A 23,991-nucleotide genomic window follows, 5' to 3' on the forward strand; every position below is an offset into this window, starting at 1 on the left:
GACACCGCTCCTCAGGCGAGCTTCGTCGTGTCGCCCGCCTTGACCACGCCCGCCGCCGAGAGGTTCTGCCGCGCCGCCTTCTCGGCGATGCCGCTGATCCCCTCGCGCCGGACGAGTTCCGCCCAGACCTGCTCCGGCCGGATGCCCGCATCCACCCAGACAACGATGAGGTGGTAGAGGAGGTCCGCGCTCTCGCAGACAAGGGCGCTGCGGTTGCCGGCCATCGCCTCGATCACCGTCTCCACCGCCTCCTCGCCCAGCTTCTGCGCGACCTTTCCGGTGCCGCGCGCCAGCAGGCGGGCGGAGTGGGAGGTCTCGACATTGCCCGAGAGGCGCCGCTCCTCCACCGCCGCCCAGAGCCGGTCCAGCACCGCCGGCACGGGTTCCCCGCCGGGCTGATCGAGCGGCGCGAGGTGCCGCGCCTCCGCCCGGCGCACGCGCTTGGGCGGCTGGGCGAGGGCGTCGATGGGCGCATCCGCCAGGTCCGCCGGCACGGGCAGCGGCTTGTGGACGCGAAGGTCCTCCTTCCACTGCGCGGGCTTCAGCTTCGGCGCCTTCGCCTTGCTTTTGACCGATACCTTGGCGGCGCCCGCCTTGGCCTTCGCCGGCCCGCGCTTCGCCTTGGCCGCGGCCTTGCGCGGCCGGACCGCCTCCTCCGCCGCGGCCGGCTTCTTGGCCTTGGACTTCGCTGCCTTGCCCATCACGCCGCCTCCCGCGGTTCGGCCGCCGGTCTTACTGGCCAGCCCTTCGCCGCCAACGCCGCCTTCGCCTCGGAGATGCGGAAATGGCCGTAGTGGAAAATGCTCGCCGCCAGCAGGCCGGTTGCGCCGGCCGCCGCCCCCTCGGCGAAATGATCGAGCGTGCCCACGCCGCCGGAGGCGACGACCGGCAGCCGCACCGCCGCGCGCACGGCGCGCAGGAGGTCGAGGTCGAATCCCTCGCCGGTGCCGTCGCGGTCCATCGAGGTCAGCAGGATCTCTCCCGCGCCCAGGCCCTCGACCCGGCGCGCCCATTCGACGGCATCCACCCCCGTCTCCCGCCGCCCGCCATGGGTGAAGATCTCCCACCGGCCCGAGGCGACCCGGCGCGCGTCCACCGCCACCACGATCGCCTGGGAGCCGAAGGCCTCCGCGCCCCGCCGCACCAGATCCGGGTCGGCCAGCGCCGCGGAATTGATGGAGACCTTGTCGGCCCCGGCCAGCAGCAGCGCCCGCATGTCCTCCACGCTGCGCACGCCGCCGCCCACGGTCAGCGGGATGAACACCTCGGCCGCCGTGCGGGAGACGACGTCGAGCATGGTCCCGCGGTTCTCGTGCGTCGCCCCGATGTCGAGGAAGGTGATCTCGTCCGCCCCCTCGCGGTCATAGGCGCGGGCCTGCTCCACCGGGTCGCCGGCATCGCGTAGGGCCACGAAGTTGACGCCTTTCACGACGCGCCCGTCCTTCACGTCCAGGCAGGGAATCACGCGCAGGGCGAGCACTGGCAGTTCCTTCTCAATGATCGCCGATTGCGCTGCCCAGGAGGGCGGGTCAAGCAACCTTGAACGGGGAGGCCCCTTTGGGCGTCAATCTCTTGCACGGAAACAACACAGGTTGCGTCACGGCCCTAGTGAAGGCGCGCGCGCCACTCCTCGATCATCTCCCGCCCGCGCGAGGAGGCCTCGCCCGCGGGGATCAGGGCGATGAAGCGCTCCATATCCTCGATGGCGGCGCCGAGGTGGCCAAGCCGCGCGTTCATCACCGCCGCCTCCCGCCAGAGCGGCGAGGCATCGGGCGCAAGGCGCAGCATGTCGGCCGTGCAGGCCAGCGCCCCCTCCACGTCCTCGTCGCGCAGGCGGCGCAGGCGGATATTCGTCTGCAGGCGCAGCAGCACGGCCCGCCGGCTCATCGGCGCCAGCATCCCCGGCCGCAGCTCCGCCGACGGCCCCTCCACCCGCTTGATGAGGGCGCGGAGCGCGGGTACCGGCAGGGGTGTGCCGCCGCCGAAGGGGTCCACCACCACGGAACCTGCCTTCTGCGCGCCGTCAAGGGCGACGAGGAAGTGCCCCGGGAAGTCGAGGCCCCGCGCCGGCCAGCCCGCCGCCTCCGCCACATGCAGCCAGAGAAGGCCAATGGCCACCGGCAGCCCGCGCCGCCGCTCAGTCACACGGATGAGATTCGCGTTGCGCAGATCGTCATAGGTCTCCGCATCGCCGGAGTAGCCGCCCTCCTCGTGGATTACGCGGGCGATCAGCGCGCGCCGCTCCTCCGCCTCGCGCGGCGGGTCCTGCGAGAGGACGCCGCGCACCAGCGCCGAGAGCCGGCCCTCCGCCGCGCGCCAGTCGGCCCCGGGTGCGTCGATCCGCGCGAATTGCAGCGCGACCGCCCCGAGGTCCAGCTCGTCGTCAGGCAGGCGCCCGGCCGCCTCGATCGCGGCCCGCGCCTCAGCGATTGCGTCGGGCATCAGCGCTCCGCCGCGGGCGCCGTGCGCTCCGCCGCGGGAAGCATGCGGCCCAGGCGCTGGCCACCGAAGAGGTGCACGTGGAAATGCGGCACCTCCTGCCCGCCCTCCGGCCCCATATTCGTCAGGGCACGAAAGCCGCGTTCCTCCAATCCCAGCTCCCGCGCCACGCGGCCCACGGCGCGCCAGAAGCCCGCGATCTCGGCGTCGGAGGCATGGGCGCTGAAATCCGCGATCGACACGTAGCGTCCGCGGGGGATGACCAGCACGTGCACCGGCGCCAGCGGGTTGATGTCGTGGAAGGCGACCGCGTACTCGTCCTCGTGCACCCGCCGGCTCGGGATCTCGCCGCGCAGAATGCGGGCGAAGATGTTCGTGTCGTCATAGGGGGGCAGGCCGGAGACGGGACTGTGCATCGGGGTTCCTCGTGCGGGGCGCCCTTTCGTGGGGCGCCGCCGTGCGCAGTGCAAGACCTTCGCCGCGCGTCGCGCGAGGCCCTCAGCGCCGCGCGATCCGCCCGTCCAGCACCGGGGCCACCCGGCCGCGCGCGGCGAGGTGGTCCGCCAGCACGTCCTCCAGCGGCGAGCCGTCGTCATAGGCCTCCAGCGCCGCGTCGCGCAGCACGCCGTAGCCGTCGCTGCCCGCGCGCATGAAGTTGTTCGTCACCACGCGATAGGCGCGGTCGGGGTCGAGCGGCCCCTCGGCCGTCCGTGCCTCCACCAGCCGCCGGCCCGGGGGGGCGGCGGGGTCGATGATCAGGCGCAGCCCCGCCACCTGAGGGAAGCGGCCCGCCAGCGCCGGAAGGCGGGAAAGGCCGTTCTCCAGCGCCTCCGCCAGCGCGCCGCCGCGGATGGTCAGCGTCGCCAGCGTGTTGCCGAAGGGCAGCACGGCCAGCACGTCGCCATAGGTGAGTGTGCCCGCGGGCAGCGAGGCGCGCAGGCCGCCGCCGTTCAGCACCGCGATCTCCGCCCCCCGCGTGGCCGCCAGCGCGGCCTCGGCCACGAGGCTCCCCAGCGCGCATTCCCCGTCCCGGCAGCCCGCATCGGGGAAGGGGCCCTCCGCCAGACCCACCGGCCGCCGCCTGACCTCACCGAGCGGCCCGGCATACTCCGCCACAACCGCTGCCACCGCCGGGTCCTCGGCCACGTCGGGCCCGATCGGCCGCACCGCGCCGCCATGGGCCGCCACCCGCCCGTCCGCCGCCAGGTCCAGGTCCAGCCGACCGAGATAGCGGCCGTGGCAGGCCACCGTGGCGATCCGCACGTCCCGTCCCTTGCCCGCGATCATCAGCGGGCTCGGCCCCACGGCGCCCGGAAGGCCGTTCGCCAGCAACAGGTGGGAGTGGCCGCCGATCACCGCGTCGATCCCCTCCACCTCGGCCGCGAGTTGCCGGTCCGCGGGAAGGCCGAGATGCGACAGCACGACCACCGTGCTCACCCCCTGCCGCCGCAGCGCGAAGGCCGCGCGGTCGGCGGCCTCCATGGGATCCGTGAAGCGCAGCCGCGGCCCCGGGGAGGAGGAGTTGACCGTCTCCGGCGTGGTGAGGCCCACCACCCCGATTCGCGCCCCATTCGACTCGAGCACGGTGAAGGCGCTCACCCGGTCCCGCAGCAGCGGCTCCGCGCTCGTGTCGAGATTCGCCGAGAGGAGCGGGAAGGGCACCGCCGCCGCGTAGCGCGCGAGGTTCTCCGGCCCGTTGTCGAACTCGTGGTTCCCCAGCGACATGGCCATGGTGCCGACCGCCCGCTGCACCGCCGCCTCCGCCAGGCCGCGATGGACGGTGTAATAGAGGCTGCCCATGAACTGGTCGCCCGCGTCCAGCAGGAAGGGCGCGCGGCCCTCGGCCAGGGCGGCGGCGTGCGCCTCGCGCATGGCCCCGGCCAGCCGCGCGGCGCCTCCGGCGCAGGGGCGCCCCTCCCGGCAGACGGCCCCGCCTTCCGAGACGCCGTCGTGCTTCGAGTGAAAGTCGTTCATGTGGATGAGCGCGATTCGCGCCCCCTCCGCCGCCAGCGCCCGCCGGATCGCGGGCGCCGCGAGAGGAAGGCCGGCCGCCGCGCCGAGCAGCCGGCGGCGGAGGAGCGGGAAGTGGTGCGCGTGCCGCATAGATGCCCTTTTCACCGGGAAGGATACCCGGCCTGCAAGGTCGCCGGCCGTGCCTCATGGCCAGCCGGACCCTTTCGTGCAGCCCGGTGTAGCGCCATCGCGCGCCGCACCGGAATGCCGCTTGCAGGACGGTCGTGGTGGGTTCACAGGACGGTTACCCGTTCGGCCCAGACTGCCGCCTCCCTCAGCCGCGCCCTGTGCGGCCCGCCCGCACGCGGCCCGCGCGGAACCAGAACGCCCCGGCCCCGCAGTGGGGGAGGGGACGGAGAAGGCGCCGAGCGGAACGCGAATGCCGGTTTACCTGCCGATCGCCGAGATGTCGGTCGATGCCCTGCTGCTGCTGGGCATCGGGCTCGGCGTGGGCTGGCTCTCGGGCCTCTTCGGCGTCGGCGGCGGCTTCCTGCTGACGCCGCTGCTCATCCTCATCGGCATCCCCGCCCCCGTCGCGGTCGCCTCGGGGGCGAACCAGACGCTCGGCGCCTCCGTCTCCGGCCTCATCGCCCAGTGGCGGCGCGGCAACGTCGATGCGCGCATGGGATGCGTGCTGCTCGTTGCGGGGCTCGCCGGCTCGTCGGCCGGCACGCAGCTCTTCGTGCTGCTCAAGCGGCTGGGCCAGATCGACCTCGCGGTCTCGCTCTTCTACGTCGTCGTCCTCGGCACGGTGGGCCTGCTCATGGTGCGGGAAAGCCTCCGCGCCATCGTCAGGCGCAGGCGGGCCCTGCCGGCGCGAACGCACCAGCACTCCTGGCTGCACGGCCTTCCCCTCAAGATGCGCTTCCGCAAGTCGCGCCTCTACATCTCGATCATCCCGCCGGCGATGATCGGCTTCGGGATCGGCGTGCTCTCCTCCATCATGGGCGTGGGCGGCGGCTTCATGCTCGTGCCCGCCATGATCTACCTCCTGGGCATGCCGACCACGACGACGATCGGCACCTCGCTTTTCCAGGTCACCTTCGTCAGCGCCAACGTCACCCTTCTCCAGGCGCTCCAGACGGGCTCGGTCGATATCGTCCTCACCCTGCTGCTGCTGACAGGCGGCGTGGCGGGCGCGCAGTTCGGCGCCGCCATGGGCACGAAGCTGCGGGGCGAGGAGACGCGGGCGCTGCTCGGCCTGCTCGTGCTGACGGTCGCGGCGGGGCTGCTCTGGGGCCTGCTGGCGACGCCGGCCAGCCTTTACCTCATGGGCCCGGCGACGTGACCCCGGCGCGCGCCGCCCTTCTCGCCATGCTGTTGCTCGCCGCCTCGCCCGCCCTGGCCCAGCGCGAGCCACCGCCCGCCCCGCCGCCCTTCGCAGGCCCGGCGCTCGCGGCGGAACTCGGTCAGGACCGCATCGCCGTGGACACGAGCTTCACGGGCGCGGACCTCCTCGTCTTCGGCGCGACCGACCGGTTGCTCGGCCCCGCCGGGGACAACGTCGTCATCCTCGGCCTCGGCCCGCCGCGGGACGTGGTGGTGCGGCGCCGTGTCCGCTGGCTCGGCCTCTGGGTGAACGGCCCCTCCGCCCGCTTCCAGGAGGTGCCGAACTACTACGCCGTGGCCGCCACCGCCCCCGTTGCCGGCCTGCTCGAGGAACCCGCCCGGCGCGAGCGGCGCCTCGGCCTCGACGTGCTGACCGCCCGCCTGCCGGGCCCGCGCGACCCGCGCTTCCGCAGCGCCCTCATCGACCTCAAGCGCGCCTCCCGCCTCTGGAACGAGGAGGAGAGCCCGGTGGAGATCTCCGGCGGCCGCCTCTTCCACGCGCGCCTGCCGCTGCCCTCCACCATCGCGACGGGGGACTACATCGTGCAGGTCATGCTCGTGCGCGGGAACCGCATCATCGCCCGCCAAGAACTGCCCTTCCGGGTGGACCGGGTGGGCGCCACCGCCCGCATCGCCGACGTCTCCCGACGCCTGCCGCTGGCCTATGGCCTGGCCTGCATCGCGCTGGCGGCCTTCGCGGGCTGGCTGGGCAGCGTAATCTTCCGCCGCGGCTAGGGCCGCTGCCGCTGCCGTCCCGCTTGCCTCGCCCACCCCGCTAGCCGATTCTCCCGCCCGCCGGCATCCTCCGGCCCGGCGATCCCCGCCTCAGGAGCCCCGATGCCGCAGGACCGCGTCTTCCTCGTGGTGGTCGACGACAGCCCCGAACGGGCGGTCGCGCTGCGCTACGCCTGCCTGCGCGCCCGCAAGTCCGGCGGCCGGGTCGCGCTGCTGCGCATCACCGAGCCCGTGGGGTTGCAGGAATGGGCGGGCGTCGGCGCCCTCATGCAGGAGGAGCGGCGCCAGGAGGCCGAGCAGCTCCTCTCGGCGCTGGCCGCCCAGGTGCAGGAGATCACCGGCGGCCTGCCCACCATGCTTATCCGTGAGGGCGATCCCGTGGAGGAAGTGCTCGGCGCCCTTGAGGAGGACCGGCGCATCTCCATCCTCGTCCTCGCCACCGCGACCGAGGGAGGGCCAGGGCCCCTGGTCACTGCGCTCGCGGGCCGCCACGCCGGGCGGCTTCGCTGCCCGCTGACCATCGTGCCCGGCGGCCTGGACGATTCGGAACTGGACCGTGTGACCTAGGGTCAGGACCCAGCAATTCCGTCCAGTACTTGATCTGAGTGGAAGATTTCCGCGGCCAGAGGTGCTGGCCGCGTGGGTCAGCCCGCTTCTGCCCCCGCCGCCTCTGAACTGCGCGCGTTGCCCTTGGAACGTTTGGCCTCGTAGAGACGCGAATCTGCGAGAGCCATGGCTTCTGCAATCGTCGCTGCCTCTCCCGGCATCAACGCGACGCCGAGGCTGCATCCGAGCGAGAGCCGTCCAGCCGACCTCGGCACTCCCGCCTGCAGCATGGCGTTCAGTCGTGCCCCTACCTCCAGCGCGGGTTGTGCGCTGCTACCTGCGGAGGGGAAGACAAGGACGAATTCATCGCCGCCCGTACGGATGGCCACGTCCTCCTTGCGGAGATTGTCGCGCAGCCAGACCCCGATGGCACGCAGCACATCGTCCCCGGCCGCGTGGCCGTAACGGTCATTGATCGGCTTGAAGCCGTCGAGGTCGAGGGCTGCCACTGCGTAGCCGTGCACCGCCCCCCTGTGCTCCTCATGCCAGGCCTCAAAACCGGCGCGGTTCAGCAGGCCGGTCAGCGGGTCGCGCCAAGCCTGGTCGCGCAGGGCCTCCAATCGAGCTACCACGTTCCGCGGGCCACCCTGGCCCCCTGCCGCACCCAGTGCTGCCTCGATCCGGCCCGCGGTTCGCCCAGCAACCAGCCCGCCCATGACGGCCAGTCCAAGGGTCGCCGCACCAAGCCAAAGGGCAAAGGAATTCAACCGGGCGAGCGCGACGTTGCGGTCTGTCTCGGCAAGAACGGTCCAGCCGAGGCTCGGACGGTCGGGATCACCGTCCACGCGTGCCCGGGCGAGGATCACGGCTCGTCCGTCCGCCCCTGTGGCCTCCTGCCAGAGGCGCGCGTGCGGCCCAGTCGGCGGGGCGGGATCCTGAACCCAGGGGCGGCCGCGCTCAGTGTCGGGGCCAAGCAGTACGGTGCCGTCGGCGGCCAGGATGCGCAGCGTCATCGGCGGATGGGCCGGGGCAAGGCTCATCACCTCGCTTCGCACGACGTCAGCCCAGCGCCAGGTGAGATGGCCCGACACGACGCCGAGCACCCGTCCATCTGGCGTCCGGACCGGGGCCGCGGCATCGATGAAATAGGCGTTCTCCCCGCCGCCATGTGCTGAGGGCAGCAGGCGGGCCAGCAGTACGGCGGGATGCACGTCACCGAGGTGGAGCCCGGCGAGACCGGGCTTGAACCAGGGACGGGAGGAGACGTCCACACCCTCCAGCAGCCCACCCGTAGCGGCGATGACCCGTCCGTCCGCTCCAACGAAGCCGATCCAGGAAAAGGTGGGGGAGCGGAGGCGGAGAGCCTCCAGCAGGCGGCGGGCGGCGGCGGGCTCGGCGGGCTCTCGCTCGAAAGTCTCGAAGCGGGCGAGGAGGCCAACATCGGCGGCCCATTCCGACAACCCGGCATCCAGGCGCCGCGCCATCGCGTCGGCATAGCCGACCATCCTCTCCCCGGTCTCTGCAACGACCAGCCGGCGCTCTTCCCGGAGCAGCAGCGCCGAAACGGCCGCGCCCACAAGCCCAAAAACCATCGCGACAATGAGGCCGTGACGCCAGCCGATGCCGAGCCGGAGCGTCATCCTCATGCGTCCTCCGCTCCACTTGGCAGGCGGGATACCAGCCGTGCTTGGTTGTATCGCATGTCGTTTAGAGCGCGCAATTGTTCCCCAGCACTGCATCGCCGGGTGTTGCCATTCGACGCTCCAGCAACCGCTGGTACACCTGACGCGTCGCGAAACAACCCTCCATGTAAGCGGCTTAGCTACTAACCGGTGCGCGTATAGCGCGCAGCATATCCATCGGGCGCTGCGGCCTTCCAGCGGGGCGCGGATGCGGTTGAACACGCGAGGGCAGTTCAAGCCGGGAGAAGGTCTGGTGCGGCGCTTCGCCGACTGGAGTGTCACGCCCGCGCATCCCAGGGCGGGTGACCTGGAGAGTCACGCTGACCGCACGCTGGCCATCGATCCGCGGCATCCCTGCGGAAGTGGGAAGTAGGGCGCGGTCCCCTGTACCAGCGCCTCCGCAAGCCAGAACAGATCGGCCATGACAGCACCTTCAGCCACCGGGAAAGCTGCCATTCAGATCACGTGATAGGCTAAAGTAACGGGCCCAGCCCTCGGGTGGATTTACCCAATTGAGGAGCGCGGCCCGGCCCTGCGCCGCGCAACGGTTGCAGCCGGCCGCGCCCTGCCCCACATCCACGGCCTGACGGCGGCGGTACCCCGTGCCGAAGCGCCCGCCGCAAAAGGGATTCCCGATGTTCATCGAGACCGAGGCGACGCCGAACCCCGCGACGCTCAAGTTCCTGCCCGGCCAGCCCGTGATGGGCGATCGCGGCACTGCCGACTTCATCTCCGCCGAGACTGCCGAGCGCTCCCCCCTTGCCGCCCGCCTCTTCGAGCTGGACGGCGTAGCCCGTGTCTTCCTCGGCGCCGACTTCGTCACCGTCACCAAGTCTGGTGCGACCGACTGGTCCGCGCTGCGCCCGCAGGTGCTCGGCGCCATCATGGAGCACGCCATGGCCGGCCGCCCCGTCCTGGCCGGCGACGAGGCCGAGGAGGACGAGGATACCGATCCCGCGGACGCCGAGGTCGTCGCCCAGATCAAGGAGCTGCTGGACACCCGCGTGCGCCCGGCCGTCGCCGGAGATGGCGGCGACATCGTCTTCCGCGGCTTCCGCGACGGCGTGGTGAAGCTGCGCATGCAGGGCGCCTGCTCCGGCTGCCCCTCCTCCCGCGCGACGCTGAAGCACGGCGTCGAGAACATGCTGCGCCACTACGTGCCCGAGGTGGTGGCAGTGGAGCAGGTGGAAGCCTAGCGGCTTTCCCCGTGGTGGAAGCCTGAGGGTTTCCACCGTCCGCGTCATTCACCCGCGTGATCGCCACGATGGCGCAGGGTGACTGGTAGCGGGACGCCTTCGGGAGGATGTTGGGGGCAAGGAGATCCTCTCATGCCCGATACCAACCTTCCTCCCGATGCCCGGCTGAACGATGCCGCTCTCGACCGCATCTTCCGCCAAGCCCGCACCGCCAATGCCTGGCAGGACCGGCCTGTTCCGGACTCGCTCCTGCGCGAGCTCTACGAGACCGTCGCCCTTGGCCCGACGAGCGCCAACCAGAGCCCCGGTCGCTTCCTCTTCGTCCGCACGCCCGAGGCCCGCGAGAAGCTGCTCGGCGTCGTCTCCGCCGGCAACCAGGAGAAGACGCGCACCGCCCCGGTGACAGTGGTCGTGGCTTACGACCCCGCCTTCTACGAGTACCTGCCGCGCCTCTTCCCGCACGCCGACGCGAAGTCCTGGTTCACCGGCAAGCCGGAATTCGCCGAGCGCAGCGCCTTCATGAACAGCACGCTCCAGGCGGCCTATCTCATCCTCGCCGCCCGCGCCCTCGGCCTCGATGCCGGACCAATGGGCGGCTTCGACGCCGAGAAGACGAACGCGCTGTTCTTCGCCGAGAGCGGGTGGAAGGCCACCATGCTGATCAACCTCGGCTATGGCGACCACTCGAAGACCTTCGGCCGCCTGCCGCGCCTGCCCTTCGATGAGGCGGTGGTTCTGGCCTGACCGGGCTGTCGCTGGCAAATCGGGGAGGGGAAGAAGGAATTCTTCCTCTCCCCTGACTCCTCACCATCGTCTTCTCTGGTGTTTGAATTACTGAACGGCCGGTGGGCCTCGTGTGATGGACCCGGGGCGGCTGCACGCCCAGAAAGGGTGCGGAGATAGAACCGGCCCGCATTCATGGTATCCGCGGAAGCCAGATGTGAATCCAAGAGCCTTGGGTCCTTGGCGGGAGAGGTGCCGGAAAGGGCAGGGCCCTCTGCAGACCTCACCGCTTGGCACACCGGCCCTTAGGCGTGCGCCAGAAGCGCCTCTCCTGCCTCGGTCAGCAGCACCCTCGTATCCCCACCAGTCGTCGCATCGCCGGCTTCCAGCCGGACAAGGTGCCCTGCCGTCGCGTCCTCCCAGACCGGTAGGCGCGGGCAGGAGGTGCGCCAGGCCTCCATTGTCTCAGTGTAGCCGCGCGGCCGGTCTGCGATCCAGGCGAGGAACTGGAGCAGGAGGTAGGCGGCAGGGTCGGGCCGCGCCTCAAGGCTGGCGGTGTGAACCATCGAGAGGCCTCCTAACAGGGGAAGGATCCGTTCTTAACGCCCGCGGCGTTATGCCGCGTAGCACGTTCACATCCCAGGTTTGATACCTTAGAAGTATGGCATGATCGAGTTGCGCCGTCTTCGCGCCTTCGTTGCTACCGCGGAGGAGGGCCATGTCACCCGTGCTGCGGAGCGCCTGGGCATGCAGCAACCTCCGCTCACGCGCCTGCTGCGCGGCCTCGAGGAGGAACTGGGCACGCTGCTCCTGCGCCGCCTCCCGCGCGGCGTGGAGCCGACCGAAGCGGGGCTGGTGCTGCTGGAGGAGGCGCGGGCGGTTCTCGCCCGCGCCGCGATGCTCGAGGAGAACGTTCGCCGGGCCGCGCGCGGGGAAGCGGGGCGGCTCGCCGTGGGCTTCACCAGCTCCGCGGCCCTGCATCCCTTCGTTCCTGCCGTGCTGCGCCACTTCCGGGAGACCTTGCCAGGCGTGCGGATGGAATTGGATGAGGCCGGCACGGCCGAACTGGTGGAGCACGTGCTGCTCGGCCGGCTGGACGCGGCCTTCGTGCGCTCCCCCGTGGGAACGGTCGGCGGGCTGGCCGTGGAACTCGTGCTGGAGGAGCCGATGCTTGTGGCCCTTCCCGCCGGCCACCCCCTCTCGCTGCCGGAGGGGCCGCCGCTGCCGCTCACGGCCCTGGCGGGGGAGGCCTTCATCCTTTACCGCCGCAAGGCCGGTCCAGGACTCTACGACTCCATCCTGGCCGCCTGCCGCCAGTCCGGCTTCACCCCGGCGATCGCGCAGGAGGCGCCGCGGCTGCCCGCGACGCTGAGCCTCGTCGCCGCCGGGCTTGGGATCTCCGTGGTGCCGGCCTCCATGCGGCGCCTGGCGGTCGCGGGCGTCGCCTATCGCGCGCTGGAGGGGCGTCCGGGCCTCTCCGCCCCGGTGCACCTCGTCCTGCGCCGGGCGGGTCTGACCGCCATCGCCGTCAGGTTCCGGAACACCGTGCGCTCGGCCGCGGCCGCGCTGCGGGAACCCGGCGGCGGCTGAACCGGCAGGCCGGCAACCACGGGCCTGGGCCCTCGTTCGCCCCACCTGCACCCTGGGGGCAATATCCATGATCCGACCGCTGCTGGTGCCCGCCCTTCTGGCGCTCGGCGCCCTGCCGGCCCTGGCGCGCCTGCCGACTCCAGCCGAGCAGGGAGGAATCGAGGCCGCGCTGCGAGGCGCCGGCTATGTCAGCTGGGGAAGCATCGACGTGCCGCCGGCGGGTGGGCGGATCGTGGTCGAGGAGGCGCGCCGCACGCCGGACGGCCCGGCGCGCCTGGTGCTGGTCAAACCCGCGACGATGCGGGTGACGGAGGAGGTGCCGGCGCGCTGACGCCCCGGCACCCGGAAGCGCCTCAGGCCGCGACGCGGCCGGCCTGAGGGTCGAGCCGGTAGCCGCCGCCCTCGGTGAGCAGCAGCGAGGCCGTTGCCGGATCCGGCTCGATCTTCTGACGGAGGCGGTAGATATGCGTCTCCAGCGTGTGGGTCGTGACCGCCGCGTTGTAGCCCCAAACCTCGTTCAGCAGGATCTGCCGGCCCACAGGCCGCCCGCCGGCGCGGTAGAGGAACTTCAGGATCGCGCATTCCTTCTCGGTCAGGCGAATCCGTCGGTTGCGCTGAGTGTCCTGCAGCATCTTCGCCGAGGGCCGGAAGGTGTAGGGCCCGATGACGAAGACCGCGTCCTCCGAGTTGTCGAAAACGCGGAGCTGGGCACGGAGTCGCGCAATCAGTTCCATGATGCGGAACGGCTTGGCGATGTAGTCGTTGGCCCCCGAATCGAGGCCCCGAACCACGTCGTGCTCCGCATCGGCGCCGGTCAGCATGATGATCGGCACCTTGATGCCGGTCCGCCGAAGCTCCGTGCAGAGGTCGCGGCCATCGCCGTCGGGCAGCCCGATGTCGAGCAGCACGGCGTCGAAGCGCGCCCCGTCGGCAAGCAGGATCTGGCCTGCTTCCGCCATGGTTCCTGCCTCGCGGGGGGCGAATTCACCATCCACCGCCAGCTGCTCGACCAGAGTCGCACGCAGCGCCTGGTCGTCTTCCACGATCAGGATCGGACGTGGGTCCGACATGCAGCCTCCCGTTGATGGTCTGTCCGGACCGACCACCGAAACGGCAATCCCGGAACTGTGAGGCCCGATATGGGGCCAAGGAGCCTGTACCGGCAAGTCTTGGCTCTCTTTTTCGTGGGGGTTGATGCTTCTTGCCCCATTTCCGGTCGCGACTGCCCCCTTTTGGCCACGGCCCGAACCCCATATTGGCAGCGCAGGACGGGGCGGTGCGCTCGCGTATCGTTATGGTTGCCCGTTCTGGCTGGCAAGTCGCCACCGAACGGTTTGTTGATGGGAAACGGCATGGCCGAGCCAATCATGGGTGCCTTCCTGGGCAGCGTCCTGGGGGGGGCGGAGGGCGATCCGCTGGCCCTCGGCATGCGGGCGGTCCACCGCGCGGTATCGGACCTGCGCCGCGGCACGCCCGTGCTGCTGGACGGCAATGGGGAGTGCCTCGTGCTCGCCGCCGCCGAGACAGTCGGCGCGCGCGGGCTTTCGGACCTCTCGGGCATCGCCGTCGGTCCTGCCGTGCTGCTCCTCTCCCTGCCACGCGCGGCCGCCCTCCTCGCCCGTCCGGTCGCGGCCACCGCCGCCTCGTCGGTCACGGCCGAGGACGTGCCGGTCGCGCTCCGGCTCTCCCCCGCGCTGCTCGCCCCCGATTCGCTGAGGCGCCTCGCCGACCCGGTGGCCGAGCAGATGCTGCCCGAATCGCCTCAGGTCGTTCCCAGCCCCGGCTTCGCCCAGGCGCTCTCGCCGGCCGCGATCGCGCTGGCCAAGATCGGCCGGCTGCTTCCTGCCCTCGTCGCCGCCCCTGCCTCGGCTGCCGCGGCGGCGCGACTTGGCCTTCTCTCCGTCTCTGTGGCGGATGTCCTCGCCTATCCCCTGTCGGCCGCCGCCAGCCTGACCCGCGTGGCCGAGGCCCGCGTGCCGCTGGCGGAGGCGCCCGAGGCCCGCATCGTCGCCTTCCGCGCAGCGGACGGCGGGATCGAGCACCTGGCCATCCTCGTCGGCAAGCCGGAGGCCTCGGGCTCCGTCGCGCCGCTCTGCCGCATCCACTCCGAGTGCTTCACCGGCGACCTCCTGGGATCGCTGCGCTGCGATTGCGGACCGCAGCTCCGCGGCGCCATCGCGCGCATGGCCGCGGAACCGAGCGGTGGCGTGCTGCTCTATCTCGCGCAGGAGGGGCGGGGCATCGGCCTCGTGAACAAGCTCCGCGCCTATACCCTGCAGGACACGGGCCTCGACACGCTCGATGCCAACCGCGCCATCGGCTACGGCGCGGACGAGCGCGACTTTCGCGTGGCCGCGACGATGCTGGAGGCGCTCGGCTTCCCGCGGGTGCGGGTGCTGACCAACAACCCCGACAAACTTGCCGGCCTTGCCGCCTGCGGCATCGGGGTGGAGGGCCGGGTCTCGCACCTCTTCGCCGCGAACGGGGTGAACGACGGTTACCTTGCCACCAAGAAGGCCCGCTTCGGCCACCTGATGGGGTGACGGGGAGGGGGATCAGCCCTCCTTCACGCCCCAGAAGATCGGGAAGCCGCGCACGCGGTCCCGCAGGGCCCGCCGGGTTGCCGTCATGGCGCGATAGGCGCCGACGGGGATATAGGGCACGTCCTCCATCGCCTGGCGCTGGATCTCGGCGGCGATCCGCACCTGGGCGGCACGGTCCTCTGCCGTCAGCCATTCCTCGCGTAGCGCCTCCAGCCGCGGGCTGGTCGGCCAGCCGAACCAGGCGTCCAGCCCGTTGCCGCGGATCGCGAAGTGCACGGCAGGGTCGAGGAAATCTGTGTCGTTCACCGCCGTGGTCATGGCGGACCAGCCGCCGCGTTCCACCGGCTCCCGGCTCGCGCGGCGCTGAACCACCGTGCCCCAGTCCGAGGTCGCGTCCTCCAGGTTGAAGCCCAGGCGCCGGAACAGGTCGCCCGCCACCTGCGCGATGGCGGAGGGGGCCAGGATGTCGGTGGGCGTCAGCAGGCGGAGCGGCTGCCCGGCATAGCCCGCCTCCCGCATGAGAGCCTTGGCGCGGTCGAGGCCGCGCGGCCCGAGCAGCGGCTCCAGCCCCGCTTTGCTCGCCATGGCCGAACCGCTGGTGAAGAAGCCGCATTCCACGTCGATGGCGGCGGGGTCGTCGCCGGCGATCGCCGTCATGAAGTCGCGCTGGTCGATAGCGGGCCACAGCGCCCGGCGCAGCGCCGGGTTGTCGAAGGGCGGGTGCAGGTGGTTCAGCCGCAGCACGCCCGGCTGCGGGCGCGCGCCCATCGGCTCGACCAGGATCGCCCGGTCTCGCCGCAACGAGGCCGCAAGCTCCGGCACCACCTGCTCGTACCAGCCGATCTCGCCGGTTCGCAGCGCCGCGGCGGCGGTCGCCGAATCCGGGATCACCAGCCACTCGATCCGGTCGAAATAGGCGACCTTCGGCCCGGCCGTCAGGCTGAGAGGCCCGCCCGGCGCCGGGGCGTAGTCCGCGTTCCGCTCATAGACGCTGCGGCTGCCCGAGACGTACTCGTCCGCCTTGAAGCGGTAAGGGCCGGAGCCGACCACTTCCCGGAACTGAGTGAAGGGGTCTGTCCGCGCGATGCGCTCCGGCATGATGAAGGCAACGGGCGAGGTGGCCGAGGCGAGCGAATCGATGAGATTGGGCTGCCGTCGCTTCAGCCGGATCTGAAGGCGCCGATCGTCCAGCGCCGTCATCTCCTCGAGGTTGGCGGCCATGTACTGCCCGGCCGCGTTGCGCCGCGACCAGCGCGCGAGGCTCGCCACCGCATCCGCCGCCCGCACCGGCTCGCCGTCGTGGAAGCGCAGGCCGGGGCGCAGGGTGATGACGTAGCGCCGGCCGTCATCCTCCACCGCGTGGCCCTCGGCCATCTGCGGGTGGGCGGTGTTGTCCTCGGCCAGCCCGTAGAGGGTGTCGTAGACCATGTAGCCGTGGTGGCGGGTGACGTTCGCTGTGGTCCAGACAGGATCGAGGCTCGTGAGGTTGGCCTGCGGCACGAACTTCAGCACCCGCGCCCGCCCCGTCTGCGCGGCGGCATGCAGGGGTGCCGCGAGCGCGAGCGAGGAGGCGAGAAGGTCCCGGCGGCGCATCGTCAGCCCTCCCTGGCGTGTGCGGGGTGGCCCGGGTGGATCATGTGCACCGCCACCCAGCGGGTCTCCGGCATGGCCATCCGCAGCTTCCCTGTCGCCGAGCAGGCGGCATGCTGGGGATTGTCCTATCATGCTGTCAATCAGTCCTGCGGCACGCCGCTTGCGCTGGTCTCTGCCGTCCGGAAGCCGGACCAGAAGGGTGGAGAGGTGCCATGAACCCCATCGTCCCCAACACCGCGAGCCCCGAGGGCTGGGGCATGTTCGCCGGCAAGGTCTATGGCGGGAGCCGCCCGGCCGTGGATGGCGGCCCGCCCCTCTTTGGAGAGGAATCCGCGCCGATGCCCGTCAGCGGTTCGTTCAACGACCTCATGGAGTCGATCAACCCGCTGCAGCACATGCCCGGAGTGGGCATGATCTACCGGGAGGCGACCGGAAATGCCGCCCCGCTGGCCGCCCGCATTCTCGTCGGCACGGCGATCGGCGGGCCCATGGGCTTCCTCGGCGGCGTGGCTTCCGCCCTGGCCGAGGTGACGGGCTTCGTGGACACCCTGCGCGCCATCGCCAACGGGCGCGACCAACCCACCGCCTACATGGCCTGGGGACAGACTGCGGACCCGCAGACCGTCGCGCGGGGCAGGGCGGCCTACGAGCAGGCGATGCGGGGAAACATGGCCTGATGCGGTCCTGATGCCGCTGAGGCCTCCGGGAAGAGCGACACCCTCTCCGGCGCCGCAGGCGGCGGGCCGCTAATCCGCGAACTGCCCCACGGGCGTGCCCGCCACACCCACGTCGAGCGCGAGCAGCCGGCCTTCATGCGCCCCCGCTTCCTTCTGCAGGCTGGTCACAAAGAGAGTTCGCAGCCCGGGGCCGCCGAAGCAGGGCATGGTCGGGGACTTGATCGGCAGTTCCACGAAGCGGTCCAGCGTGCCGTCCGGCAGCCAGCGGTTCAGCCGGCCGGCCGAAACGCCCGCGCTCCAGTAGGCGCCTTCCGCGTCCACCGCGCCGCCGTCGGGGCGGCCGATCTCGTTCGTGGGGCGCGCCACCTCGCGCCGGTTGGCGATGGCGCCGGTCGCTGGGTCGTAGTCCCAGTTCCAGATCACGGCCTGGCGGGTGCAGCTGTGCCAGAGGGTCCGTCCGTCCGGGCTCCAGGCGAGGCCGTTGGAGATGATGAGCCCCTGCGCCAGCAGCACGCATTCGCCCGCGCCGGGCGAGAGGCTCCAGAGGGCGGCGGTCGGCTTCTTCTCCGGCACGTCGTGCATGGAGCCGACAACGAAGCGGCCCTCGGGCGACACCTTGCCGTCGTTCAGCCGGTTTTCCGGCAGGTCCGGCTCCGGCGCCGCGACGAGGTCGAGGGAGCCGTCCTCAGGGTCGAAGCGGTGGATGCCGGAGCGGAGGCCGAGCACGAGGGCGCCCGAGCGGCAGAGGCCGAGGCAGCCGACCGGCTCGGGCATCGGCCAGGTCTCGGTTTCGCCGGTCGCAGGGTCGGTGCGGTGCACGGCGGGGCGGGGGATGTCCACCCACCACAGGCGGCCGGTCCGCTCGTCCCAGACCGGGCTCTCGCCGGTGCCGGCCGCGGGGGCGATGTCGTAGACGCGGATGGAGGGGGTCATTGGGTCGGCGCCTCGCTACACGGACTCAGCCAGAAGGTCCTGGTCCTCGGGGTGGCGCGCGATATAGGCCGCGACGAAGGAGCAACTGGGGATGACACGGATACCCTCGGCCCGGATGCGGTCGAGCGCGCCGCGGACGAGGCGCGACCCGACGCCCTGTCCGGAGAGGGCGTCCGGCACCTCCGTATGGATGAGCGTGATCCGTCCGCCCTCGCGTCGATAGACGATGCGGGCGAGCGCCTCGCCGACCCGCATCTCGAACTGGCTGCGCTCGCGGTTATCGGTGACCTCGCCCTGCATTCCACCCTCCATTGCCCGGGCAGCGCCGGGCCCGTTCCTGAACGCCCGGGCTTCGCGGTCGTTGGGGCTGGGCGGCCTGCCTCAGCCCTTCTCCACGATGAAGCCGATGGAGGTCGCGACAAGGCCCATGATGGACAGCCTGAGATGCGGCGCCTCGGGGATCGCCAGCGGGCTGGCATTGCCGGGATAGGGGGGCAGGTCCACGAAGCCGTCGAGGATGCCCGTGCCGGTGCCGAAATCCATCGGCAGCATGCGGTGGCCGGCGAGCGAGAGGCGTGCCTCCAACTCCTCCATGTGGCGCCGCTGGAAGAGGACGGTGGCGCCCTCCTCGATGGTTGGGCCCTCGGGGTTCATGTTGAACTCGGTGGTGTGGACGGCGACTCCGCCGGGGCGGAGGCAGCGCATCGCCTCCACCACGAAGTCGAGCCCCTGCCTGATCGAGCCGCAATGCTCCAGCGAGCAGACGGACCAGACGAAGTCGAAGCCCCCGTGCAGGTCCGCGGGAATGCGGTTCATGTCCACCGGCCGCAGCGAGACCCTGCTGTTGAAGCTATCGAGGTCGATAAGGCCCGGCTTGAAGATGGTCTCCACCCGCCCGCCGTGCTGGTCGGCCTTGATCCAGTTCTGCGCGCGCATGTCCTCGGCATCGAGGTCGGTGGCCACCACCTCCACGCCGCGCTTCGCGAGGAAGCTCGGCAGCCATTCGGCGCCCACCGCGAAGCCAAGGCCGCGCTTGCCCGGTGCCAGCATGCCGCGCTCGTGCAGGACCTGCAGGGCGTAGCAGTCCTCCCAGACCTTGCGGTGGTACATCGGCACGAAGCCGATCTGGCCGCACCAGTGGCGGAGCCAGGGACTCTCGATGTCCTCCTGCCGGCAGAGGCGGCCGCCGAAGCCCATGTGCACGGGCTCGGGTGGAAGCGGAGCCTGCCGCCCGGCCAGCCCGGCCTCGTAGAACCCGGCCGCGATGGCGGAGCCCATCACCTTCGTGTTCCAGGCCGCCAGCTCGGCGTTCCGGGCGACCGCACCGGAGGAGACCTCCAGGGACTGGATCTTCCCGAGGAGACCGCCCGGACCGAGGCCGCGGGCGATCGAGCGGAGGCGACGGAGCAAGGGGCTGATGTTCCTGTCCTGGACGGCAATGTCTGTTCGGTCAGGAACTAACAAATGCGCCAGCTGCCCGGAAGGGCTCGCAGGGGAATGGCCGACGGGCGTTCCCCATCGGCCACGCCGTGCGCGGCGCTCAGCTGTCCAGGCGGATGCCCAACTCGCGGATCAGCGGGCGCCACTCCGCGTTCTCCCGCGCGACGAAGGCGGCGAAATCGGCGGGGGAGAAGTTCGCCCGCTCGATGCCGAGGGTAGTGAAGCGGGCCTGCACCTCGTCGGAGCCGATCGCGCGGGCGAGTTCGGCCGAGAGGCGCGAGACGACGGGCGCCGGCGTCCCGATCGGCACGCAGATGCCCTGCCAGCCATAGGCGATGGCGTTGGCAAAGCCGAGTTCCCGCGCGGTGGGCACGGCGGCGCTGGTGGGGGAGCGCGCCTCGCTCAGCACGCAGAGGGCGCGGACGCGGCCGTCGGCGATGAAGGCGGTGCCCGTCGCGCAGTCGATCACCACGCTGTCCACGGTGCCGGCCAGCAGGTCCTGCATGGCGGCGGGGCCGCCACGATAGGGCACGTGCGTGGCGTCGAAGCCTGCGCGGCGCTTGAACATCTCCATCGCCAGGTGGTGCGGCGAGGCGACGGCCGGCGTGCCGTAGGTCGGTGCCTTGGCCTTTGAGGCGGCGATGTAGCCTGCCAAGTCCTGGATGGGGCTGTCCGCCTTCACGACGAGGAAGAGCGGAAAGCGCCCGATGAAGCCGACACCCGCGAGGTCCTTGTCGGGGTCGTAGGGCAGGCGGGCGTAGAGCGCGGGGTTGTAGACGAGGATGCCGTTGTCGACGTGCAGCAGCGTGTTGCCATCCGGCGCGCTGCGGGCCACCGCCTCGCTCGCCACCACGGCGCCGCCGCCGGGGCGGTTCTCCACCACCACGTTGTGGCCGAGCCGCGGGCCCATCTGCCCCGCGATCATCCGCCCGAAAAGGTCCGAGGCGCCGCCCGGCGGGTAGCCGATGATCAGCCGCAGCGGCCGGTCGGGCCAGTTGCCCTGGGCCTGCGCGAAGGAGGGAGCGAGGGAGGCGGCGCCAAGGCCCAGGGCCCCGCGCGCGAGGCTCCGTCGTGTCAGGGTGGGGCGCGTCAGCATGGAACGTGATCCCGTCAGGGTGAGGTTGACGCCATCATGAGGCAGGGGCCTTGCCCCGCCAATCGCAACGAGCGCGCGATCTGGCCCGCTCCGGCGCGATCCGCCCGCCCGCGCGTCACGTCAGGGGCAGGATTGCCCAGAGAATGGCCAGCCAGAGCGGCAGGGTCGCCACGGCGACCACGTGCTGGAGCGTGGTCATGGCCGCCATCAGCGGCGCGTCACCCCCCATCATCCGGGCCATGACATAGGCGGTGGTGGCGGTGGGCTGGGCCATGAAGACGGTCGCGATGGTCGCCGGCAGCGGCTCCAGTCCGAAGGCGAGGCTGAAGGCGAGCGTCATCGCGGGCATGGCGAGCAGCTTCCAGGCCGTCGTCGCCCCTTGCAGGGCGAGCCGGTCGCGCATGGCCTCGGCCCCCAGGGCGGCGCCCACCGCGAGCAGGCCGAGCGAGACCGAGGCCTGCCCGAGGGTGCGGGCGAGCGGCCCCAGGCCCGGCGGCAGCCCGCCGAGGGCGGCGAGCACGAAGCCGGCAGCGCAGCCGATGATCAGCGGGTTGAGCGTCACCTGCCGCAGCAGCGCCGCCGGGCGCGGCCGCCTCCCGCCGCCCATGGCGAAGGCGGGGGTGATGATGAGCTGCACGCAGGGCACGATCAGGCCCACCGTGACCGCGGCCAGCGCCGTGCCGGGTGCCCCGAAGACCGCGCCGGTGATGGCGAAGCCGAGCAGGTTGTTGAAGCGGATGCCCCCCTGCAGCACCGAGGTCGCGGCCGGGTGCGCCTGCCCGAAGCCGCGCGCGATGAGCAGCGAGGCAGCGGCACCGAGGAGGAGCGAGGTCCAGAGCGCCGCCGCCATTCCCCCGACAGGCAGGGCGGCGAGGTTCACCGAGGATAGGGAGGAGGCCAGTAGGCAGGGCAGCAGCACCCAGAAGACGAGCCGCTCGATCCCCGCCCAGACCGCGTCCTCCCGCAGCAGGCGGCGCTTGAGGAAGGCGCCGAGCGCGATCAGCCCGAAGGCGGGCAGGAAGGCGTCTAGCCAGGGGTTCATGGCCGGTCAGCTGCGGTCCTGGGCCGGCGTGTCGCGGGCGAGGCCGTCGAAGGCGTCCAGCAGCCGGCCGCGCCATGCGTAAACGGGGTCGTCGGGTGTGAGCAGCGGGAAGGCGGAGACGCAGCGCGCCCATTGAAGCGGCCCGAAGGCGATGTAGTCCGCCGCCCCCGCGGTGGGGCCGGAGAGCCAGGGCCGCTCCCGCAGCACCATCCGCAGAGGGTGCAGGTCCCGGCGGAAGGCCTCCACGTCGCGGTCGCGATTCGCGGTCACCTCGGCCAGCGGCTTGCCGAAGCGGGCTTCCCGCGTACGGACGAAGTAGGCGGCGTCCTCAGGCGCGAGATGCGCCGGGATGTCGGAGACGACGAGCTTCACGACGGTCGGCATCATGACCGCGTCCGACCAGGTGTTGACGAAGCGCGAGAGCGCCCGTCCTCCCTCCCCGCCGAAGAGGCTGAGGGCGCCCGGCCAGGTGTCCTCGAGGTACTCGAGGACGGTCCAGCTCTCCGACACCGTGCGGTCGCCGTGGCGGAGTACCGGCACCTTGTCCGTCCCCGCATCGGCGATGGCGGCCTTGTCGGTGAAGCGCCAGGGCACCGTCTCGTGCGGGATCCCCTTGTGGGCGAGCGCCATGCGGACGCGCCAGCAATAGGGCGAGAAGCGGTGCGACGGGTCGGCGCCGCAGAGGTCATGGAGGATCACGGGCATGGTGCCTATGCTGCCCCCGGAAACATGAGGGGGGAAGCGCATGGCGGCGGATGCCTTGCTGGCGCTCGATCAGGGCACGACGTCGACGCGGGCGATTCTTTTCGACGCCGCCCTGCACCCGCGCGCCACGCACCAGGTGGAACTGCCGCAGCACTTCCCGAGCCCCGGCCGGGTGGAGCACGCGCCGGAGGACCTCGTCGCCCATTCCATTGCCTGCCTGCGCGGGGCGCTGGAGCGGGGCAGGGTGGCCGCGAATCAGGTGGCGGGGATCGGCATCACCAACCAGCGCGAGACCACGCTCGTCTGGGACCGGCAGACCGGCCGCACTGTGCACCGCGCCATCGTCTGGCAGGACCGCCGCAGCGCCGGCATCTGCGAGCGCCTGCGGGCCGAGGGGATCGAGGCGCTGCTGACCGAGCGCACGGGCCTCCTCGCCGATCCCTACTTCTCGGCGACGAAGCTCATGTGGCTGCTCGCCGAGATCCCCGATCTGCACGCCCGCGCGACGCGGGGCGAGTTGGCCTTCGGCACCGTGGACAGCTTCCTGCTGTGGCACCTGACCGGCGGGCGGGTACACGCGACCGACGCGACCAACGCCGCGCGCACGATGCTCTACGATATCCGGCGGGGCGACTGGGACGACGACATCCTGCACGCCCTCGGTATCCCCCGCGCCCTGCTGCCGGAGGTGCGGGACTGCGCCTCGGAGTTCGGCACGACCGACCCCTCCGTGCTCGGCGCCGCCGTGCCGATCCGCGGCATCGCGGGGGACCAGCAGGCGGCCACCCTTGGCCAAGCCTGCTTCTCGCCGGGCATGGTGAAATCCACCTACGGCACCGGCTGTTTCATGCTGCTGAACACAGGGGAGAGGGCGGTGCGCTCCTCCCACCGGTTGCTCACCACCGTCGCCTGGCAGATCGCGGGCAGGCGGACCTATGCGCTGGAGGGGGCGATCTTCGTCGCGGGCGCCGCGGTGCAGTGGCTGCGCGACGGCCTCGGCATCATCCGCACAGCGGCCGAGGCGGGGGAGTTGGCCTCACGGGCCGACCCCGATTCGGGCGTGGTCATGGTGCCCGCTTTCACCGGCCTCGGCGCCCCGTACTGGGACGCGGAGGCGCGCGGCGCCATTCTCGGCCTCACGCGCGGGGCGGGGGCGGCCGAGATCGCGCGCGCGGCGCTGGAGAGCGTGGCTTGGCAGACGCGCGACCTGCTGGACGCCATGCGCGCGGACTGGCCCGATCCCGGCGGCACGGTGCTGCGCGTGGACGGTGGGATGACCGCGAGCGACTGGACGATGCGGTTCCTGGCCGACGCGCTGCAATGTCCGGTGGAGGTGCCGGCGGTCGCCGAAACGACGGCGCTCGGGGCCGCCTACCTCGCCGGCCTTCAGGCGGGGCTCTGCCCAGCCCCGGAGGAGGACGCCACCCACTGGCGGCGGCGCGTCCTCTTCGAACCAGCGATGCCCGCGCCGGAAGCCGCGTGCCGACACGCGGCCTGGAAGGTGGCGGTGGGACGGGTGACGGGGCCGAGTTGACCCTCGGGGCTAGTGGGAGGGGCTTTGTTCTGATCCGGCGTCGTGGGTGATTTCGGGGAGAGGAAGAAGGAATTCTTCCTCTCCCCAAGCCCCTCACCATCATCTTTTTCTTCGAGTTTGAGGGACTTCTACGGCCGGTTCGCCTCGGGGCGTGGACCCGAGGCGACTACACGGA

Annotated in this window: 25 protein-coding genes; 10 read left to right on the forward strand and 15 right to left on the reverse strand. The window is 71.6% G+C overall.

Translation table 11 applies throughout. The annotated features are described in order from the left end of the window. Positions 1-11 precede the first annotated feature (11 nt). The 5 genes from D9599_RS09050 to D9599_RS09070 form a co-directional block, all read right to left on the reverse strand. Positions 12-701 carry a phosphoribosyl-ATP diphosphatase gene (locus tag D9599_RS09050; RefSeq protein WP_198381068.1) on the reverse strand — a complete coding sequence of 230 codons (690 nt, stop codon included), beginning with the start codon at positions 699-701 and terminating at the stop codon, positions 12-14. Continuing rightward, positions 701-1,480, reverse strand: a complete 780-nt coding sequence (gene hisF, locus D9599_RS09055; protein WP_043836252.1) for an imidazole glycerol phosphate synthase subunit HisF — start codon at positions 1,478-1,480, stop codon at positions 701-703. The genes D9599_RS09050 and hisF overlap by 1 nt, the downstream gene beginning before the upstream one ends. A 125-nt stretch (positions 1,481-1,605) precedes the next feature. After that, complete coding sequence (locus D9599_RS09060) at positions 1,606-2,442, reverse strand: SirB1 family protein (protein ID WP_198380907.1); 837 nt, start codon at positions 2,440-2,442, stop codon at positions 1,606-1,608. Beyond that, the gene (locus tag D9599_RS09065) at positions 2,442-2,855 is read right to left on the reverse strand and encodes a histidine triad nucleotide-binding protein (RefSeq protein WP_198380908.1); all 414 of its coding nucleotides are present in this window, start codon (positions 2,853-2,855) and stop codon (positions 2,442-2,444) included. Before D9599_RS09065 ends, D9599_RS09060 begins: the two co-directional genes overlap by 1 nt. Before the next feature lie 82 nt (positions 2,856-2,937). Further along, entirely contained in the window at positions 2,938-4,542 is a 1,605-nt protein-coding gene (locus D9599_RS09070; protein WP_198380909.1) for a bifunctional UDP-sugar hydrolase/5'-nucleotidase, read from the reverse strand. A 289-nt stretch (positions 4,543-4,831) separates the two neighbouring features. Between D9599_RS09070 and D9599_RS09075 the strand changes: the two genes are divergently transcribed. The 3 genes from D9599_RS09075 (at position 4,832) to D9599_RS09085 (ending at position 7,083) form a co-directional block, all read left to right on the forward strand. Beyond that, positions 4,832-5,740 carry a sulfite exporter TauE/SafE family protein gene (locus tag D9599_RS09075; protein ID WP_198380910.1) on the forward strand — a complete coding sequence of 303 codons (909 nt, stop codon included), beginning with the start codon at positions 4,832-4,834 and terminating at the stop codon, positions 5,738-5,740. Further along, positions 5,737-6,516: a TIGR02186 family protein gene (locus tag D9599_RS09080; protein WP_198380911.1), complete on the forward strand. Its 780-nt coding sequence runs from the start codon at positions 5,737-5,739 to the stop codon at positions 6,514-6,516. The genes D9599_RS09075 and D9599_RS09080 overlap by 4 nt, the downstream gene beginning before the upstream one ends. A 102-nt stretch (positions 6,517-6,618) precedes the next feature. Beyond that, the gene (locus tag D9599_RS09085; RefSeq protein ID WP_198380912.1) at positions 6,619-7,083 is read left to right on the forward strand and encodes a universal stress protein; all 465 of its coding nucleotides are present in this window, start codon (positions 6,619-6,621) and stop codon (positions 7,081-7,083) included. A 77-nt stretch (positions 7,084-7,160) separates the two neighbouring features. On the opposite strand, the gene D9599_RS09090 is transcribed toward D9599_RS09085, so the two are convergent. Beyond that, positions 7,161-8,708: a diguanylate cyclase gene (locus tag D9599_RS09090; protein WP_198380913.1), complete on the reverse strand. Its 1,548-nt coding sequence runs from the start codon at positions 8,706-8,708 to the stop codon at positions 7,161-7,163. A gap of 671 nt (positions 8,709-9,379) precedes the next feature. Between D9599_RS09090 and D9599_RS09095 the strand changes: the two genes are divergently transcribed. Continuing rightward, positions 9,380-9,940, forward strand: coding sequence for a NifU family protein (locus D9599_RS09095; RefSeq protein ID WP_198380914.1), 561 nt, complete (start codon positions 9,380-9,382; stop codon positions 9,938-9,940). Positions 9,941-10,072: 132 nt separating this feature from the next. Continuing rightward, positions 10,073-10,684 (forward strand): malonic semialdehyde reductase, encoded by a 612-nt coding sequence (locus D9599_RS09100; RefSeq protein WP_198380915.1) that lies wholly within the window; start codon positions 10,073-10,075, stop codon positions 10,682-10,684. 284 nt (positions 10,685-10,968) lie between these two features. Here D9599_RS09100 and D9599_RS09105 read toward each other — a convergent pair whose 3' ends face one another. After that, entirely contained in the window at positions 10,969-11,229 is a 261-nt protein-coding gene (locus tag D9599_RS09105; RefSeq protein WP_198380916.1) for a hypothetical protein, read from the reverse strand. A gap of 100 nt (positions 11,230-11,329) precedes the next feature. On the opposite strand from D9599_RS09105, the gene D9599_RS09110 reads away from it, so the two are divergent. Next, positions 11,330-12,253, forward strand: a complete 924-nt coding sequence (locus D9599_RS09110) for a LysR substrate-binding domain-containing protein (RefSeq protein ID WP_198380917.1) — start codon at positions 11,330-11,332, stop codon at positions 12,251-12,253. Between the two features lie 67 nt (positions 12,254-12,320). Further along, positions 12,321-12,584 (forward strand): hypothetical protein, encoded by a 264-nt coding sequence (locus D9599_RS09115; protein WP_198380918.1) that lies wholly within the window; start codon positions 12,321-12,323, stop codon positions 12,582-12,584. 22 nt (positions 12,585-12,606) lie between these two features. Here the strand turns inward: D9599_RS09115 and D9599_RS09120 are convergent, their stop codons facing one another. Beyond that, positions 12,607-13,323 carry a response regulator transcription factor gene (locus D9599_RS09120; protein ID WP_198380919.1) on the reverse strand — a complete coding sequence of 239 codons (717 nt, stop codon included), beginning with the start codon at positions 13,321-13,323 and terminating at the stop codon, positions 12,607-12,609. A gap of 357 nt (positions 13,324-13,680) precedes the next feature. Between D9599_RS09120 and D9599_RS09125 the strand changes: the two genes are divergently transcribed. Continuing rightward, the gene (locus D9599_RS09125; protein ID WP_232480325.1) at positions 13,681-14,796 is read left to right on the forward strand and encodes a GTP cyclohydrolase II; all 1,116 of its coding nucleotides are present in this window, start codon (positions 13,681-13,683) and stop codon (positions 14,794-14,796) included. Between the two features lie 12 nt (positions 14,797-14,808). On the opposite strand, the gene D9599_RS09130 is transcribed toward D9599_RS09125, so the two are convergent. Beyond that, entirely contained in the window at positions 14,809-16,389 is a 1,581-nt protein-coding gene (locus D9599_RS09130; protein ID WP_198380920.1) for an ABC transporter substrate-binding protein, read from the reverse strand. Positions 16,390-16,601: 212 nt separating this feature from the next. Here D9599_RS09130 and D9599_RS09135 point away from each other — a divergent pair, with 212 nt between their 5' ends. Continuing rightward, complete coding sequence (locus D9599_RS09135) at positions 16,602-17,066, forward strand: hypothetical protein (RefSeq protein ID WP_198380921.1); 465 nt, start codon at positions 16,602-16,604, stop codon at positions 17,064-17,066. A 69-nt stretch (positions 17,067-17,135) separates the two neighbouring features. On the opposite strand, the gene D9599_RS09140 is transcribed toward D9599_RS09135, so the two are convergent. The 6 genes from D9599_RS09140 to D9599_RS09165 form a co-directional block, all read right to left on the reverse strand. Next, positions 17,136-17,999 (reverse strand): SMP-30/gluconolactonase/LRE family protein, encoded by an 864-nt coding sequence (locus tag D9599_RS09140; RefSeq protein WP_198380922.1) that lies wholly within the window; start codon positions 17,997-17,999, stop codon positions 17,136-17,138. A 15-nt stretch (positions 18,000-18,014) separates the two neighbouring features. After that, positions 18,015-18,299, reverse strand: a complete 285-nt coding sequence (locus D9599_RS09145) for a GNAT family N-acetyltransferase (RefSeq protein ID WP_198380923.1) — start codon at positions 18,297-18,299, stop codon at positions 18,015-18,017. A gap of 81 nt (positions 18,300-18,380) precedes the next feature. Further along, positions 18,381-19,409, reverse strand: coding sequence for a cyclopropane-fatty-acyl-phospholipid synthase family protein (locus tag D9599_RS09150; RefSeq protein ID WP_232480312.1), 1,029 nt, complete (start codon positions 19,407-19,409; stop codon positions 18,381-18,383). 130 nt (positions 19,410-19,539) lie between these two features. After that, the gene (locus D9599_RS09155) at positions 19,540-20,535 is read right to left on the reverse strand and encodes a tripartite tricarboxylate transporter substrate binding protein (RefSeq protein ID WP_198380924.1); all 996 of its coding nucleotides are present in this window, start codon (positions 20,533-20,535) and stop codon (positions 19,540-19,542) included. 115 nt (positions 20,536-20,650) lie between these two features. Further along, entirely contained in the window at positions 20,651-21,577 is a 927-nt protein-coding gene (locus tag D9599_RS09160) for an AEC family transporter (protein ID WP_198380925.1), read from the reverse strand. A 6-nt stretch (positions 21,578-21,583) separates the two neighbouring features. Further along, the gene (locus D9599_RS09165; RefSeq protein ID WP_198380926.1) at positions 21,584-22,282 is read right to left on the reverse strand and encodes a glutathione S-transferase family protein; all 699 of its coding nucleotides are present in this window, start codon (positions 22,280-22,282) and stop codon (positions 21,584-21,586) included. A gap of 40 nt (positions 22,283-22,322) precedes the next feature. Between D9599_RS09165 and glpK the strand changes: the two genes are divergently transcribed. After that, positions 22,323-23,816 (forward strand): glycerol kinase GlpK, encoded by a 1,494-nt coding sequence (glpK, locus tag D9599_RS09170; protein ID WP_198380927.1) that lies wholly within the window; start codon positions 22,323-22,325, stop codon positions 23,814-23,816. Positions 23,817-23,991 lie beyond the last annotated feature (175 nt).

The organism is Roseomonas sp. KE2513, from assembly GCF_016107305.1.
Classification (GTDB): domain Bacteria; phylum Pseudomonadota; class Alphaproteobacteria; order Acetobacterales; family Acetobacteraceae; genus Roseomonas.